This is a genomic window from Microbacterium sp. B19 (genome assembly GCF_000333395.1).
In the GTDB taxonomy this organism is placed as follows: domain Bacteria; phylum Actinomycetota; class Actinomycetes; order Actinomycetales; family Microbacteriaceae; genus Microbacterium.
The window spans coordinates 1-15954 of record NZ_BADA01000546.1 but is presented as its reverse complement, the minus strand read 5'-3'; the positions used below and the strand labels follow the sequence as shown (position 1 = coordinate 15954).

Here is a 15954-nt window from a genome sequence, read left to right as displayed (position 1 = left end):
ACCCCCTCTCCTGCGTTCAGGTCATGGTCCACCGGGGCGCGCGCTTCTCGGCGAAGGCCCGCGGACCCTCGCGCATGTCGTCCGTCTGGGCGATCGCGCGGGTGTACATGTCGGAGAGCTGCCACTGCGCGTCCACCGGGAGGTCGCGTCCACCGCGAACGATGCGCTTGATGAACTGCACCGCCAGAGGCGCGCACGCGAGGATCTCCTCCGCGATCGCCGTCGCACGGTCGAACAATGCCTCTCGATCGGGCAGCAGCTCCTGCACCAGGCCGATCTGGTGCGCTCGCTCGGCCGTGATCGGTGTGCCGGTGAGTTGCATCCGGAGTGCCTCGCCGAGCGGGATCATGCGCGACAGGTTGATCAACCCCGGGCCGGCGAGCAGGCTCCGGCGCGGCTCGGGCAGGCCGAAACTGGACGACGTCGTGGCGAGGCGGATGTCGCTGTACAACGCGAGTTCGAACCCGCCCGCCAGGCAGTAGCCGTCGATCGCGGCGATCACGGGCTTGGGCGTGCGGTCGATGCCGATGAAGCCCGGGATGTCCCGCCGCACGGCCGTCTCCGGGTCGGGTGTCCACGGGCTCGTGGTCGTGTCCGCCGTTGCCGCGGTCTGCGACATCTCCTTCAGGTCCGCCCCCGCCGAGAAGGCGCGCCCTCCCGCGCCGGTCAGGATGGCGACCAGAGCGTCGCCGTCCCGGGTGAACTCGCCCATCGCCTCGTCGAGTTCGTGCCGCAGGCGCACACTCAGCGCGTTCATGGCCTCCGGTCGGTCGAGGGTGATCGTGACGACGCGCCTCGATTTCTCGTAGCGGAGTATGTCGGAACCGGGCATGGGAGCCTCCTATATCGTCGTTGATACCGAAAGCACAACCATATCTATCTACGCTGGTTCGCGCACCCGCATGAGGCCCTCCTGAACGCTCGACGCCACGAGCGTGCCGTCGAGCGTGTAGAAGTGTCCGTACGCGAGGCCACGACTGCCCGAGGTGCGCGGGCTCTCCTGGATGTACAGCAGCCAGTCGTCCACGCGGGCGGGGACGTGCCACCACAGCGCGTGGTCCAGGCTCGTCGCCATCACGCCGTCGCCGAGGAGGTCGTGCCGCAGGAGTGCGGGGAGGAAGAGCTCGAAGTCGCTCAGATAGGCGAGCGCGGCGGCGTGGAAGAGTGGATCGTCCGAGGTCGGGGAGGTGGCGCGCAGCCAGACGCCGCGGCGCGCCGTGTCCGGATCGGAGAGCAGGTCGGCAGGGATGCGGCGGATGTCGAACGAGGACTCCAGCCCGGATCGATACGTGCTCCCGTGCGCGGGATCCAGGCTCTCGGGCGCCGGGATTCGCGGGGGAGCGTCACGCTGATGCGAGGCGCCGGTCTCGGGGGCGTGGAACGAGACGCTCGCGTGCAGAATCGGGTCGTCCGTGCTCTGGAATGCCTCGACCCGCCTGTTCGCGAAGGAGCGGCCGTCCCGCACGTCCTCGACGACGTAGTCCACGGAGCGATCGAAGCGTCCCGGTGTCAGGAAATAGGCGTGCATCGAGTGCGGCTGCTTGTTCGACACCGTTCGTCCGGCAGCCGCGACGGCCTGCCCGAGGAGCTGGCCGCCGTACAGCCACCCGGCGTCGCGCCCCTGGGAAACGCCCGAGGTGCGGAACGGATCCGCCGAGGGCGAGAGCGCGAGCAACGTCTCGATATCGACATTGTTACCGTTCATGTTTCAGTATGCTAGCAGGGGCCTCCCCGGAGCGCCGGGTGCCCGCGGGTGGCGAGGAGGCGACGTGGACGTTCTCAGTGCGCAGGAGTATTCGGCCTACCGGGCCGGAGTCGTGCCGCAGCCGGAGGAATTCGCGGCGGCGTTGTGGTCCGTCCCGGTGCCCATGCCGTTTGGATCCCTGCGGTATTCGCTCAGCGTCGTGCATCTGGGGGGACGGGATGCGGTCACGATCGTCGACCCCGGGTGGGCGAGCGACGGGGCGCTGGAACGGTGGGATGCGTTCCTGCGCGGTCAGGGGCTCTCGCTCTCGGATGTTCGATCGGTCGTGGTGACGCACGGTCACCCCGACCACGCCGGTCTTGCCGTCGACCTGCGGGATGCGGTGGGCGCGCAACTGGCGTGGAGCCGGCGCGAACAGGAATCGATGGTCGCGCCGCAGCGCGGTTTCGCCGAGCGTGCGCGCGGCTGGGGGCTTCCGCGAGCCGAGCTGAACGCCGTGCTCACGTCCATGTCCCGGGCACCCGAACCGGGCGTTCCGGCCCGGGCGGACCGCGTGCTTGAGGACGGCGATCTCGTCGCCGTCGGTCCGTACGAGTTCCGTGCGCTGGCGACGCCCGGGCACACGCCGGGACACCTGTGCTTCGTGGAGCCGAGTCATCGACTCCTGCTCTCGGGGGATCACATTCTCCCCACGGTGTTCCCGGGCATCGGTCTTGCTCCCGATCCCGGAGAGGACCCCGTGCAGGATTTCCTCGTCTCGCTGGATGCCATGAGCGAGTACGACACGTTCGACGTCGTCCCCGGTCACGGCTATCGGTTCCGCGGATTGCGCGAGCGCCGGCTGCAGACCGCCCGTCACGTTCGCCGCAGGGCGAGAGAGGTCGCGGACGTGCTGCGGCGTGAGGGTGCCCTCACCGCGTGGGGGCTGGCGCCGCGACTCACCTGGTCGGCGGGGTGGGAGAACCTCCGCGTGAGTGCGAACCTTCCGTCTGCCCTGATGCAGATCGAGTTATACGTCCGACACGCCGCCAGAACGGGGGAGTAGGTCCTAAGAACCAAAGTCGGGATTGCGTACCGAATCAAGTACGGTAAAGTGAACCATCGTCTCACCCGACGCCGCTCCAGACCCGGTCAGCCCCAGCGGCTGAGCGACAACCTCGTTCCTTGGTCCCGCACATCGATGTGCGAAATAGAAGGTGGAAGATGGCAATGACGCCTCCCCTCGTAACCGACCTCGTATCCCGGCGAACTGCGACGCGCATCGCATTCGCGGGCTTCTTCGGCACGGTCATCGAGTATTTCGAGTTCCTCTCCTACGGCTATCTGGCCGTGATCATCGCGCCGCTGTTCTTCCCCGCGGAGAACAAGTCGCTCAGCATCCTGTCCGCGTTCCTGGTCTTCGCCACGGGCTATTTCGTCCGACCGCTCGGCGGCCTCTTCTTCGGGCGTCTCGGCGATAAGCGCGGTCGCCGGACCGCGCTGATGGTGACCGTCCTGGTGATGGGTCTGTCCTCTGTCGCGCTCGGTCTTCTTCCGACCTACGCGGCGGTGGGGGTCCTCGCGCCGATCCTGCTCATCGTGGTGCGCCTCGTGCAGGGCTTCTCCGCCGGCGGCGAGATCATCGGGTCGGTCACGTATCTGGCCGAGGCGGCGCCGAAAAAGTACTCGGGTCTCTTCAGCGCCATCACGCCCGCCGGTTCCACGGTCGGGGTGGGGCTCGCGGCGCTCACCGCGGCGATCGTCACCAGCACGACGAGTCCGCAACAGATGACCGAGTGGGGATGGCGCATCCCGTTCCTGCTGTGCCTGCCGCTCATGGTCGTGACGATCCTGATCCGGCTGAAGCTCGAGGACTCGCCCGAGTTCAAGCTGCTCGTGGAGAACTCCGCGATCGAGAAGACCCCGATCCGCACGGTCCTGCGCTCCTACAAGAAGCAGGTGCTCCAGGTGCTCGCGGTGGCGATGGTGATCAACATCGTCGGCGGTGTCGGCTCCACGTACATCACGACGGCGCTGATCGCGAACGCGGGATTCCCTGCCGGACAGGTGTACTTCGTGACGGCGGGGGCGGCGATCGTGTCCTTCGCCGCGATGATCGGCTCGGGGCTGCTCAGCCAGCGCATCGGCCGACGGCGAACGCTTCTCGCATCCCTGATTCTGCTGGGGATCTACGCGATTCCCGCCTTCATCATCCTGCGGGACACCAAGAGCATCCTCGTCGTGCTCATCGCGCTGGCGATCTGGAACCTCTTCGCCAACGCGCAGAGCCCGCCGTCGTTCGGCACCTTCGCCGCCATCTTCCCCCCGGCCATCCGTTACACCGGTGCCGCCCTGGGCTTCAACATCGGCGTGGTGCTCGGTGGCGGTCTGTCGCCCTACTTCTCGCAGCTGATGCTGACGACGACCGGGGATCAGGCATCACCGGCATACCTCGTCGCGGCAGCGTGCGTCCTCGGTGTCGTCGTGGTGCTGACGCTGCCGAAGGGGACGAAGGCGGAGGACGAAGCCGCCACCGCGGCGCTGTTGCAGGAGACCGCGGCCTCTCCAGCGAACGAGGCGATGAAGAGGCAGCTCGACACTCCGTGATCCCGAGCGCCGACCGGGCTCGCGGCGCCGTTCCTTCGGGGGCGGCGCCCCGAGCCGCGTCAGGCCGACGTCGAGAGCCGGTGGAGAAGGGCTTCCGCGCCGTCGCCCAGCATGGCCATGCCGGCGCTGAGCGATTCCTCGCCCGACATGTCGAGGAGGATGTCGTCCTCGGTGATGAGGTCGCTCATGAGCGGCATGCCCTCGGGAGCCAGCAGGCTCAACTGCGCGGGGCCCTCGGGCGGGGTCTTGTTCACATCGCGGTGGTACTCGGTGAGGATGAACCCGCGGATGTACAGGGAGTAGGACGAGATCACGTGCCATGCGCCGGCGCGAGTGAAGCCGGCCTCCACGAGGAACCCGAGGATGGATTCGATGCGCTCGAAGGCGGCGATCGTCGCGCGGCGGCCGTAGGTGTTCAGCCGGATGATGAGCAGCTCGGTGAGCAGGTTGTGGTCGCGATGGAGTTCCCGCTGGGCGAGGGTGTACTCCTCCATGAACTGACGCCACGTCTGCGGGTCGCGTCCGTCGGGCCGCGGCAGTTCGTGCTGCATCTGGCTCATCGCGCGAGCGCTCATCTGCCGCAACAGCTCGTCCTTGCTGCGGAAGTACCAGTAGATGCTCGTCACTCCGACGTCGAGCTGCGCGGCCAGGTCCGGCATCGACAGCCCGTCGAGACCCTTCTCGGCGGCGATCTCGAAGGCCCCGTCGAGGATCTTCTCGGGCTCGACGGAGCCTCGCGCGCGTCGCTTTCTCGGGGCGGTTGCAGCCATGCGGGACCTTTCGCTCGAATTCCCCTCCAACAGTAGGGGTAACGGTAGCGTCGGGCCGCACCACGACGTCAGGGCTTGCGCGAAGACACGGCCGCCGAGGTCGCGGCATCCACCGCCACCGCGAGGGTTCCGACGTAGCCGTTGCTCGCGTCGCCGACGAAGCTCGCCATCTCCAGGGCGTACCCGTCGGAGAACACGTTGTCGTTGTCGATGCTCCCGAGGTCGGCGAGGTTCTCGGCCGAGCCGGTGTACGCGGAGTCGCGATAGACCGCGTCGAGCATGTCCTTCGGGAACGCCACCTGCGACGTCGCGATCTGGTTCGAGACGTTCGTCGCCGACGCGGCATCCGGGTACACCTCGAAATGGATGTGGGTCCAGCGTCCGCGGTAGCAGCCGGGAACGATCGTCGTGAACGTCACGCGCCCCTGCGCATCGGCGACCTGGATGCCACGGAGGTAGGTCTCATCCACGATCGCCTCGGAGTACATCGAGTACAGCCCTCCGGCGTCGCAGTGCCAGACGTACACGGCCGCGCCGGCGTACGCGGCGTTGCCGTTCGCGAGATCGCTCAACGTGAACGTGAAGGTGAGGGGGATGCCATCGGCGGTCGCACCCCCGTCGAGGCTCGAGCGGATGTCGCTGCGCAGCATGCCCGAGCGCTCGAGCACATTCACGTTCGCGGTTCCGTCGGCGGGGTAGGGGCCGTTCGTCTCCTGCGGGATCTCCTCCGTCGCGAAGGTCGCGGCGGATGCCGAGGCCGTCGGTGTCGCGCTGGCCGTGGGCGAAGGCGTTGTGGTGACAGCGGCCTCGCTCTGCGGCGTGCACGCGGCGAGGATCGTCGCACCCGCGCCCAGGCCGACGAGACCGAGGAGTCCGCGGCGCCCGACCATCGTCCGCAGGTCGAACCCGGCGCCCTGGTCCACCACCTCGTCGTCGGGTCGGTCGAGCAGGCGCCCCTCGTACGCCGGGCCGGAGGGCGTCTGCTCGGGTTCGGGGATGCGGTTCATATCGGACTCCTGGATGCCGGTCGGTCGGGGACTCCGTCAGCATCACGGCCCCGCCCTCATGGCATCCTCACCGTTCCTATGTCCGGTCTATGAGTGGTGTGGGGCGTGCTTCGCGACTCGCTCCCACCGGCGGGCCGAGGCGTGCTTCTCCTCGCCGGGACCCACCGGCGGGGCGGCGGACACAATCTGCGGGAGGCGAAGCGGGCTGTTTGCCTCGCGGTCGAGCGGGCTCAGTGCGACCGCGGCCGACGGCTCACGCGTGCGTGCTCGACAGCGCGCACCGTGTGGGTGGCGAAGACGAGAAAGCCGACCACCCCCACGATTCCCCCGACGACGAACGACGTGAGCACGAACGGATCAGCCGCGCCCGCGCTGCCCGACCTATCGGCCTCGACTGCGCCGGCCGTCAGCGCGATACCCGTGACGACTGCTGCGGCGACGCCGAGGACGAGTGCGCCGAGACCGAGGAGCGCCCACAGGAGCGCCCACAGGAGCGTCCGCGGGCGATGCCCGCTGTCCATTGCCCGCGAATCCTTGGTCACGCTGGCATCCTGCCACTCGGTGCGGGTCGCCTTCGCGAAATGCCGCACCCCATGCCGGGCTGCTCTTCAGCGCGTGGCGTCTCGGGTCTACCGTGGCAATCAAGAGCCCCTCTTCGGGAAGGATGCCGCCATGCCCACCTCGCTCGTCGTCTACATCTCGTTCGCAGGCCGAGCCCGCGAGGCGATGACCTTTTATCAGTCGGTGTTCGGGGGTGAGCTGCAGATCTCGACGTTCGCCGACTTCGGGATCCCCGATGCTCCCGCGGACGGCATCATGCATTCGGAGCTCCGCGCCGAGGGATTCACGGTCATGGGAGCGGATGCCTTCGGCGAACCGTCCGAAGGATGGGGAAAGAACCGCGTGCACGCGGCGTTCATGAGCGACGAGATCGACCGCGTCGCCGGGTTCTACGACCGGTTCGTCGAACAGGGCTCGGAGGTCGTGCAGGCCCTGGAGAAGCAGGTCTGGGGCGACTTCTACGGCGAGATCGTGGATCCGTGGGGCGTCGCCTGGATGTTCAACATCGCCGCCCCGGACGGCTGGGCGAAGAGCAACTCGGCCGACTGAGTCCCCGGCACTCGCCGCGTCCAGAACGGGGTCGGCAGAAGGTCATTCCCTGCCCGATCCTCGCGATACTCTTTCCCGATCGAGGCAACGCGCGACGCGCGGGGGAGTTGGGGGCGATGGGAGCGGCCGTCTTCGCTCTCGGGCAGGAGCGCCGTCGTTGACCCGTTCGCGCGATACTCGCGTCTTCCGGCTCACTCCGCTCGCGACCGGGCTGAACGTCCTCGCCGCCTGCGTGCTGATCGTCCCCGGCGTGGTGTTCCTGGGGGAAAGGCCGAACGGTGCCGCCGGCGCTCTGCTGGGGGCGTCCCTCCTTCTCATCGGGGTATTCCTCGCCTGGCGGGTGTTCGTCTTGCGGGTCGAGTGCGACGACGAAGCGGTCCGTGTCGTCGGCCTCTCCTGGTCACGGACCATTCCACGGTCGCGCGTCCTCGGCGTGACGACGGACATCCGGCGACCGTCCATCGAATGGCGGACGAGCGGTGGCCGTCTGTGGTCCACACCGCTCACTGCGGTCGCGCTCGGCAACGCACTGTTCGTGCCCCGCTCGGCTCGGCTTCGACGGATCGATTTCCTGAGCGTGCTCGAGCTCTGGGCGGACGGAGCGTCCCTGCGGGAGGCGGAGCAGACGATGGATGCCCGCGCGCAGTCCCGAGCCGATCCGCCCGTGCGGGGGTCGCGCCGCGATTGGCGGTCACGTCATGACGTGCCGGTGCGGCGGGCCGATCCCTTCGTCGAGGTCGCCGACTGGGCCGTGCCGTTCCTGGCGACGATCCTCGTCGTCGGGGCAACGGGTATCGGTAAGCGCGGTCCTATCCTCCCGCTCGAGGTTTCTTCGATCGTCGTCGTGATCGAGGGCGGTCTCCTGGCCACTGTCACGCTGCTCGTGACCGCTCGTCGCACGCTGAAGAAGATCCCCGACCGGATTCGGCGCTGGCCCGCGGCGGCTGCCGCGCTCGCGGGAGTGGCCGGCGCGGGAATCCTCCTCTACCGCGCCGACCAGCATGCGTGGCCGCACCCGGACGTCTCCTGGGGCGTGGGGGCGTGCCTGTTCGCGTGCGTGGCATCCGCTCTCTTCCTGCTGGTGGTGCGCTCGCCGCGCTGACTCTCGCCGGCGGTGTGAGTCACTCGACTCGGTATTCTTGCGTCGTCGCCATGGGCGGGCGGGCGGGGGATGCGATGTGGACCGGGCTGGGCTCTGGATTGTTTGGCCTCTTGGGGTCTGTCATGCTCGTCATCTCCGCGGGGACCTTCGTCGCTCGCGATTTCCTTGCCGTGGAGATCGTCGGTTTCATCCGAGACAATCCCGGCATCCCCTTCCGAGGGTCGTTCTTGACGGAGCGGCAGCGAGACGGAAAGTCCATGATCCCGGTGGCGGTCGGAACTGCCTTCATGTCCGTGGTCTTCTTCGTGCTGGCGAGTCTCTGCGTGCTCGGCGTGTGGCCCGATCGCGCCCATGGTCCCCGATTCACGCCGATCGTCCTGACAGCGCTGTTCGTCCTAGGCGGCGTATTCGTGTTGCTGTCCTACCTTTCGGTCCGCCTGCGGGCTCAACTGACGGGACCGCCGCGATTCGTCACCCTGGCCCGCGAACCCGTGCCGGTGACGAACGACGCCGGCGTCCGGCTCTTCAGCGTCGTGGCGGCGGTCGCCGGCGTCATCTGCCTGGCCGGGGGTGTGCGCGCGCTTCTCGGTTGAGCTCGGCAGCTCTCCGCGGAAGGGGGCAGGCTCAGCGGTCCGCGTCGCCGCGACCCTCGACGTACTCGCGCACGGCCGCGGCGACCTCGGCGGACGCCGGGTACACGTGCTCTGCAGCGGGGAACGCGCCCTCGCGGACCTCGCGCGCGTACGTCTCGACGGCCTCGACCATCGCGTCGCCGACGGCGGCATACCGCTTCACGAACACCGGCGCGCGCCCCTCCGTGATCCCGAGCAGGTCGTGCTGCACGAGCACCTGCCCGTCGGCCGGGCCCGCCCCGATTCCGATCACCGGGATGCGCAGCGCTCGACGGATCTCGTCGACCACGTCGGCGGGGACGGCTTCGATGACGAGTGCGAAAGCCCCGGCATCCTGAACGGCGAGGGCATCGCGCGCGACCCGGATCGCGTCGTCGGTCGTTCGACCCTGCGGGCGGAGTCCGCCGAGCGCCGTCGCCGTCTGCGGGGTCAGGCCGACGTGACCGACGACGGGGATGCCGGCCGCCACGATCGCCCGCAGACGCGAGAGCCGGGCGGGGTTCGCGCCCTCGAGCTTGACCGCCTCGGCACCGGCCTCCTGGACGAAGCGCACCGAGGTCGCGACAGCCTGCTCATCGCTCAGCTCGGTGGTGCCGAACGGCAGGTCGCACACGATGAGGGGCGTCTGCGCGGCACGGCGGACGGCCTTGGCGAGCATCAGCATCTCGTCGAGCGTCACCGAGGTCGTGTCCGGGAGGCCCAGGACGACCTGCGCGCCGGAGTCGCCGACCAGCACCATGTCGACACCCGCGCGCTCGGCGACGCGGCCTGACGCGAAGTCGTAGGCGGTGACCATCACGAGGGGCGTTCCCGCGTCGGCGAGCTCGCGCAGCGAGCGCAGGGTGACTTTCGAACGCGTCATGTGTGAGTGCTCCCGTCCGGGCCGAGGGGGATGCGGTCGTCCTGCCCCGGAACCAGCACCACGTTGTCGATGAGTCGCACCGGCCCCACGCGGACGGCGAGCGCGAGGAGCGCGGGGCGCTCGACCTCCGCGATCGGCGCGAGGCTGTCGGCATCCACGATCTCCACGTAATCCGGGTCGAGACCGGCGAGCTCGGCGCGCACCGCGTCCGTGAGAGACCGAGGATCCCGGATGCCACGGGCGAAGGCATCCTGCGCCGCCCGGAGCGCCCGCGGGATCGCCGCCGCGACCGTGCGGTCGCCGGGGGAGAGGCGCGTATTGCGGCTGGAACGCGCGAGGCCGTCCGCGTCGCGCGACGTCGGTCGTGTGACGATCTCGACCGGGATGCCGAGATCCGCCACCATGCGGCGGACGACGACGACCTGCTGGGCGTCCTTTGCACCGAAGTACGCGCGGTCGGGCTGGACGGCGAGCAGCAGCTTGGCGACCACCGTCGCGACCCCGTCGAAGTGGGAGCGCCCGCGCTCCGCGCCCTCGAGCGTGCCGGTGATTGCCCCGCCCACCGACACCGTGGTGGCGAAACCGGCCGGGTACATCTCGGCGACCGACGGCGCGAAGATCACGTCGACGCCCACCTCCGCGGCCAGGGCGACGTCCGCCCCTTCGGTGCGCGGATACGCGTCGAGGTCGGCGGCTTCGCCGAACTGGGTCGGGTTCACGAAGATCGAGAGGACCACGGTGCCGTTGCCGCTGCGCGCGGCGCGGAGGAGCGAGAGATGCCCTTCGTGGAGCGCGCCCATCGTGGGGACGAACCCGACGCCGCCCGCTCTGAGTGGGGCGAGCGCCGCGCGCAGTTCGGCGACGGTGCGGACGATCCGCGGGCTCACGGGGCGGCCGTCGTTCCGGCGCGCTGCGTCGCGGCCAGGTCGCGCGTCGCGTCGACGAGTGCGTCGAAGAGCGCCAGGCGGTCGGGGAGTCGCTCGGCGATCGCGGCTCGCTGGCGAGCGACGGTGACGTCGTCGCCGCGCGAGACCGGCCCCGTGAGGGCGGATGCCGCCCCGCGCCCGGCCCAGTTCTCGACGGCGGCGCGGACGAGCGGAACCAGAGCGTCCCGCTCGACCCCCGCGGTGGCGGCCAGGTCTTCGGCCATGCCCTCGAGCGTGACCAGGAAGTTCGAGGCGATCGAGGCGGCCGCGTGGTACGCGGCGCGGTCCTCGTCGCGCACCGTGACACCCGTCATCCCGAGCACGTCCGCGAGCGCTTCGGCGGCGGCGTGCGCGCGTGGCGTCGTACCGGCGAGGGCGGCGGTCACCCCCGCGAAAGTCGCTCCGGCGCCCGTGACGGTCATGAGCGGATGGATGCCGAACGCCTCGTGCGGCGCGAGCACCGAAAGGTCGAGCGCGCCCGAGAGGTGTCCGACGAGTCGGCCGGGCGCGACGGCCCGCGCGGCGTCAGCGATCGCGGCATCCGGCACGGCCAGGAGAACGATTCCGGCATCCGCGCCGTTCTCGCCGCGGCCCGAGGGACCGACCACGGGCACGCCTGCGTCGGAGAGGGCGGTCGCGAGTGCGCGGCCCATTCGGCCGTCGCCGACGACGAGCACCGGTGCGTCGTGACGCAGGGCGGAGAGCGAGGAGGTCTTCATAGTGTGAGGGCGGGGCCCGCACGGGCGGCTGCGCCGGATTCCAGGGTATCGCGGCGTGGTGGTGCGATGGCCGGGGACCGTCCGGGTCGGCATACTCCATGTCGTCCGCCGGTCGCCCGCCGAAACGGGCCTTCGATGACGGTTGATCCCTCCGGGAGCGGGGCGGGTTGACGGCCTCGAGAGTGGATTCCGTCGGAGGGGACTCGCTGACCTCCGCTCCGCTAAGAGAAGATCAGAATCATGGGGATCAGTCTCGAGGTGGTGTCGTAGGAATGGACCGGCTTCACACCTTCGTCTACGAACTGCCGGACGGTTCCAGAACTACCGTGAGCCGGATTCCGTCGTCAGCGGAACGCACGCTCCGGCGTCTCGTGTCGCTCATGGGCGAGGACCAATCGACTCTCTGCGTGTGGCAGATGCCTGACGGTGCCGACCTCTTCGATCTGGACCGCACGGAATGGCCGAGGGTGTTCTTGCGGGCCGCCGGGATTGCCGACGCCATGACGATCGAGTGGCGACGTGTGGATCAGGATGGCGTGGAACGGCTATACACCGTCGGACGTGGAACTCAACGCCCGGGCGAGCCCGTGGTCGCGATCGAGTTCCTCGGGAGGACGGGCCGCGCGCCCGTTGAGCCGGACGAGATATTCACCGCGGGTGAGGCCGGCGAGATCTTCGTGCATTACCTCCACACGCTCGCCGTCCCCCACCACTGTGTCCTTCGCCAATCTCAAGGGAGTGCCATGACGAGCGCCAACCCCACGTTCGTCTACGAGGTCAACGGTGCCTCGTTTGCCAACCTCCCGAACAGTCCGCGGTCCTACGAGGAAAACCTGCGCCGCATGCTTTCTCTGGTCGGGGAACCGGGTCGTTCGACGTTCGCTCTGTCGAAGCTGCCCGACGGTCGAAGCATCTGGGACGTGACGCGGGAGACGCTGCCGAGCGTGTTCCTGCAGGCGGCCGGAACTGCGGAGGCGATGACGATCGAGTGGCGGCGCCTGGACGAAGACGGCGTGGAACGTCTCTGTTCCGTCGGACACGGCGGCCACCGCGAGAACGAACCGACGGTGGTGATCGATTTCTTCGAGGGAACGGCCCGCGCTGTCGTGTTCCCGGACGAGGTGTTCACGGCGGACGAGGCCGGCGAGGTCTTCGTCCACTATTTCCACACGCTCGCCGTTCCGGACCGCTATGTCCTCCGGGAAGTCGACCTGACCCCGCCGATACCGTGACGATCTCGGCCGACAGGGGGGGGACGAAGCCCTCCGCTCTGAACGCGCCTGGCAAGGAGAAGCGTAAACGGACGAGGACGGGCTTCGTCTCGCCGACGAGGGTGGCGACATCTGACTGAACGACGGTCACCCCTCCCCGCCGCGGACGTGGACGGGCGAGGAACGGATGACCGTCGGCAGCCTTCGTCGCGCGACTCACGCCTCACCTGTGAGCAGCACCGCTCCCGCTTTGTCGGCCTCGACGGGGCTGACGTCGCTCAACGTCGCCGGCGTCCGAGCGCTGCGGTCGACCGTCAGCGTGAAGACGTCGGGTCGGCTGTAGTGGCCCACGGGGTCGGCGAACTTCTTCGCGATGTCGATCGCGGCGAGATCGATGTCGGCGTACACGAGTCCCTCGGTGTGCGGATCGAGCGGTTCCGTCAGCAGAGCGCCGTCGGGCCCGTAGACCCGCGCGTACCCGCCGCCGAGGTCGACGATCGGTGACGGCGCACCGTCGACGAGGAAGTTCTGTGCCCCGGTTTCGCTGAGGATCTGGGTCGAGACGACGACGAACGCCCCGCCCTCGAGAGCATAGGTGCGAGAAACCGCCATCGACGGCTCCCACCCGAGGGAGGGGTGCTCCGCGAAGATGCCGAAGCACGGCCACCCCGCGACGTGGATCTGCTCGTGCTGTGCGTACATCGAGAACTTCACGAGCGGCTGCAGGTGTTCCCAGCAGTTGAGTGCGCCGAGGCGACCGTGCGCAGAATCGATGACCTGCAGGTCGCCGCCGTCACCCTCCCCGAAGAGCGTTCGTTCGGCGTGCGTCGGCTTGAGCTTGCGGCGGTGGAGCAGGATGTCACCGGTCGGACCGATGATGAGCTGCGCCATGTAGAGCGAGCCGTGGTCCTGCTCGCTCAGGCCGAGGACGACCGTGATGCCATGGGCGGCGGCGGCTTCGCGGATCGTCGAGACCTCCGGCCCGTCGACGGTCGGTGATGCGGCGTGGTAACGGGCGAGGTGCGGAATCTGTTCCGGAACCGGGTAGGTCCACAGGAAGATTGGGTAACCGGGGAGCCACGTCTCCGGGAAGGCGATGATCTCGGCGCCGTTGGCGGCGGCTTCAGCGATGAGATCGACCGTCTTGGCAACGGTGGCGGGAAGGTCGAACCAGCCGGGTTCGGCTTGGACAGCAGCGATACGGGTGGACATGCGGACTCCTCAAGAGATCGGGGTGAGGAGACAGTAGGACCGGCCCATGATCGCAACGAAGGCGATTCGTGCGGCTCGTCGTGCAATTTCTGCACGGTCGCCGGGGGAAACAGAATCTTCATCGATCGCAACCTCCGCGGCATCCGGAGGGCGCATCATCGTTCCATGACAGTGCGCACCGCGGTGTCCGCTCCCGAGTGGGAGACGCTATCGAGTCAGGCCTTCGTGCCGCTTCGTGTGCGGACCGGTGCGCATTTCGAGGCTTCGCTGGATCATCGCGGGTACGCGAGCGCGGCGGTGTCGGCGATTCGCTCGGGCGCGTGTCACATCGCGCGGAATGGTGCTCTTCCGTCCGCATCCGCGGACGACCTGGCACTCTTCTCGTTCCAGGTTTCGGGGCGGAACCTGGTGGAGCAGAACGGTCGACAGGCGACGATCGCGCCCGGTGACGGCGTCCTGTATCTCACCCGATCCATGTACGACCTCGACTTCCCCGACGACGCGGAACTCGTCGTACTGCAGGTACCGACGGAGTGGCTGGGGATATCGGCATCCACCCTGTCCGCGCTCGCGGCGCAGCGTCTGTCCGCGCGCCGCGATCCTCTGCTGCGCACGGCGAGCCGGGTCGTGCGTTCGCACTTCACCGGCAGGCCGGTCCTCGATGACACCGCACAGTCGATCCGCGTGGCGACCGAGTTGCTCGCCGCGGCACTGCGCGAGGGAGGGCGACGCAGTTCCCCGCCGCGGTCTCACGCGGCCCTTTTCGCGTCGTTCCACCGCATCGTGGCGGAGCACCTGGACGACCCTCGCCTCGATGTCTCCGCGCTCGCCGCGGTCGAGAACGTCTCCGTGCGCACGGTGCACCAGGTCTTCTCCGAACACGGGTTGCGCGCGGCCGCGTTCATCCGCTCGGAGCGCATGGCCCGCGCGTCGCGGCTGCTTCGCGAGACGAACCTGGCCGTTCCCGACATCGCCCTGCGATGCGGAGTGGCCGACCCGAGCGTGTTCGCCCGCACCTTCCGCAATGAGATCGGTGTGAGCCCGACGCAGTACCGCGCGCAGCTCGTCGACGACTGACGCCGCGGCGCGAGACGCTGCGAGCGACGCGCAGAAAGACTCCGCCGCGTCGATGTGCAGCGGGACCCCACGACACGTGCGCAGGCCCAGGTTCACGAGCCGATCGCCCTCATCCGGGAGGCGGCCGTCGAATGGGCAGTGACCAAAGCAAAGAGCGCCAGCGATACCGCTGACGCTCCGGACTCCGCCCTGAGCCACCTTTATCTCAAGGCAATTTGTACGAGTAAGACAAGTCTGGTGGGCCCCGTGGGGCTCGAACCCACGACCCGCGGATTAAAAGTCCGATGCTCTACCGACTGAGCTAGAGGCCCGTGGCATCCACCCTACCGGCGGTAGCCGGGTGCCTGCGTCCGCGCACGGCGCGAACCTTGGGCAGGACTCACCTCACCGCCGCCCCCACGCAACGACCCAGAACAGATACGCCCCGCCCACCACTCCCGTGAGCAGCCCCACCGGGATCTGCAGGGGCGCGAGCGCGCGCTGCGCGACGACGTCGGCCACGAGCAGCACGGTCGCACCGGTCACCGCGGACGCGAGAAGCGGGATGCCGCTGGAACCGGCGACGCGTCGCGCGAGCTGCGGCGCCGCGAGCGCCACGAAGCCGATCGGTCCGGCGACGGCGGTCGCCGTCCCGGTGAGCAGCGCGGCGACGACGATCAGGAACAGCCGGACCCGCCCCAGCCGCACGCCGAGTGCCCGCGCCGTGTCGTCGCCGAGTTCGATCGCGCGGAAGTCGCGATGTACCACGACGATGCCGACCGCGAGCACGCCGACCGAGACGGTGAGCGCGACGACATCGGGCCCCGAGGTGGCCGCGAGACTCCCGTACAGCCACTGACTGGCGTTACGCGCGATCTCGAGCGGCGCCCGCGTGAGGAGGTAGTCGTTCACCGCGGCCAGCAGGATCGCGAGCGCGATGCCCGCGAGGATCGTGCGCTCCTTCGAAATCCCCGCGCTGCGCGCGATGAGCATCACGATCGCGACCGTCAGCAGGCCGCCGATCCAGGCGCCGGGCGCGGGGGAGGCGGCCGGGCG

17 protein-coding genes and 1 tRNA gene are annotated in these 15954 nt (G+C 69.0%); 7 read left to right on the top strand and 11 right to left on the bottom strand.

Going from position 1 to position 15954, the window contains the following annotated elements; all coding sequences use genetic code 11:
- Positions 1-16: 16 nt before the first annotated feature.
- The gene (locus I5G_RS18820) at positions 17-832 is read right to left on the bottom strand and encodes an enoyl-CoA hydratase/isomerase family protein (RefSeq protein WP_022880444.1); all 816 of its coding nucleotides are present in this window, start codon (positions 830-832) and stop codon (positions 17-19) included.
- 48 nt (positions 833-880) lie between these two features.
- A complete protein-coding gene (locus tag I5G_RS18815) occupies positions 881-1705 on the bottom strand; it encodes an acyl-CoA thioesterase II (protein WP_022880443.1) in 825 nt (274 codons plus the stop codon).
- A 64-nt stretch (positions 1706-1769) separates the two neighbouring features.
- On the opposite strand from I5G_RS18815, the gene I5G_RS23605 reads away from it, so the two are divergent.
- Positions 1770-2750 (top strand): MBL fold metallo-hydrolase, encoded by a 981-nt coding sequence (locus tag I5G_RS23605; protein WP_022880442.1) that lies wholly within the window; start codon positions 1770-1772, stop codon positions 2748-2750.
- A 158-nt stretch (positions 2751-2908) separates the two neighbouring features.
- Positions 2909-4291, top strand: coding sequence for an MFS transporter (locus tag I5G_RS23600; protein WP_083896707.1), 1383 nt, complete (start codon positions 2909-2911; stop codon positions 4289-4291).
- A 59-nt stretch (positions 4292-4350) separates the two neighbouring features.
- Here the strand turns inward: I5G_RS23600 and I5G_RS23595 are convergent, their stop codons facing one another.
- The 3 genes from I5G_RS23595 to I5G_RS18790 all read right to left on the bottom strand — a co-directional run bounded on the left by I5G_RS23595 (position 4351) and on the right by I5G_RS18790 (position 6610).
- Complete coding sequence (locus tag I5G_RS23595; protein WP_022880440.1) at positions 4351-5061, bottom strand: TetR/AcrR family transcriptional regulator; 711 nt, start codon at positions 5059-5061, stop codon at positions 4351-4353.
- Between the two features lie 68 nt (positions 5062-5129).
- Positions 5130-6068, bottom strand: coding sequence for a 3,4-dioxygenase subunit beta (locus tag I5G_RS18795; RefSeq protein WP_022880439.1), 939 nt, complete (start codon positions 6066-6068; stop codon positions 5130-5132).
- A 230-nt stretch (positions 6069-6298) separates the two neighbouring features.
- A complete protein-coding gene (locus I5G_RS18790; RefSeq protein ID WP_148286550.1) occupies positions 6299-6610 on the bottom strand; it encodes a hypothetical protein in 312 nt (103 codons plus the stop codon).
- Positions 6611-6740: 130 nt separating this feature from the next.
- Here I5G_RS18790 and I5G_RS18785 point away from each other — a divergent pair, with 130 nt between their 5' ends.
- The 3 genes from I5G_RS18785 to I5G_RS18775 all read left to right on the top strand — a co-directional run bounded on the left by I5G_RS18785 (position 6741) and on the right by I5G_RS18775 (position 8873).
- Positions 6741-7178, top strand: coding sequence for a VOC family protein (locus I5G_RS18785; RefSeq protein ID WP_022880437.1), 438 nt, complete (start codon positions 6741-6743; stop codon positions 7176-7178).
- Between the two features lie 157 nt (positions 7179-7335).
- Positions 7336-8280 (top strand): hypothetical protein, encoded by a 945-nt coding sequence (locus I5G_RS18780; protein ID WP_022880436.1) that lies wholly within the window; start codon positions 7336-7338, stop codon positions 8278-8280.
- Positions 8281-8402: 122 nt separating this feature from the next.
- Complete coding sequence (locus tag I5G_RS18775; protein ID WP_022880435.1) at positions 8403-8873, top strand: hypothetical protein; 471 nt, start codon at positions 8403-8405, stop codon at positions 8871-8873.
- A 31-nt stretch (positions 8874-8904) separates the two neighbouring features.
- Here I5G_RS18775 and panB read toward each other — a convergent pair whose 3' ends face one another.
- Genes panB through I5G_RS18760 form a run of 3 tightly spaced genes read right to left on the bottom strand, consistent with a single transcriptional unit; the run spans position 8905 to position 11419 of the window.
- A complete protein-coding gene (panB, locus tag I5G_RS18770) occupies positions 8905-9774 on the bottom strand; it encodes a 3-methyl-2-oxobutanoate hydroxymethyltransferase (RefSeq protein ID WP_022880434.1) in 870 nt (289 codons plus the stop codon).
- Entirely contained in the window at positions 9771-10661 is an 891-nt protein-coding gene (gene panC, locus I5G_RS18765; RefSeq protein ID WP_022880433.1) for a pantoate--beta-alanine ligase, read from the bottom strand. Before panC ends, panB begins: the two co-directional genes overlap by 4 nt.
- The gene (locus tag I5G_RS18760) at positions 10658-11419 is read right to left on the bottom strand and encodes a DUF2520 domain-containing protein (protein ID WP_022880432.1); all 762 of its coding nucleotides are present in this window, start codon (positions 11417-11419) and stop codon (positions 10658-10660) included. Before I5G_RS18760 ends, panC begins: the two co-directional genes overlap by 4 nt.
- A 272-nt stretch (positions 11420-11691) precedes the next feature.
- Here I5G_RS18760 and I5G_RS24210 point away from each other — a divergent pair, with 272 nt between their 5' ends.
- A complete protein-coding gene (locus I5G_RS24210) occupies positions 11692-12651 on the top strand; it encodes a hypothetical protein (RefSeq protein WP_051038897.1) in 960 nt (319 codons plus the stop codon).
- Between the two features lie 195 nt (positions 12652-12846).
- Here the strand turns inward: I5G_RS24210 and I5G_RS23590 are convergent, their stop codons facing one another.
- On the bottom strand, positions 12847-13842 hold the full coding sequence (locus I5G_RS23590; RefSeq protein WP_022880431.1) for a carbon-nitrogen hydrolase family protein: 996 nt from the start codon (positions 13840-13842) through the stop codon (positions 12847-12849).
- A gap of 165 nt (positions 13843-14007) precedes the next feature.
- On the opposite strand from I5G_RS23590, the gene I5G_RS18745 reads away from it, so the two are divergent.
- Positions 14008-14919 (top strand): helix-turn-helix domain-containing protein, encoded by a 912-nt coding sequence (locus I5G_RS18745; RefSeq protein ID WP_083896706.1) that lies wholly within the window; start codon positions 14008-14010, stop codon positions 14917-14919.
- Between the two features lie 235 nt (positions 14920-15154).
- On the opposite strand, the gene I5G_RS18740 is transcribed toward I5G_RS18745, so the two are convergent.
- Both I5G_RS18740 and I5G_RS18735 read right to left on the bottom strand, forming a co-directional pair.
- Positions 15155-15230 (bottom strand) — tRNA-Lys (locus I5G_RS18740).
- Between the two features lie 73 nt (positions 15231-15303).
- The coding region (locus I5G_RS18735) for an iron chelate uptake ABC transporter family permease subunit (protein WP_022880429.1) at positions 15304-15954 on the bottom strand (651 nt) is incomplete at its 5' end.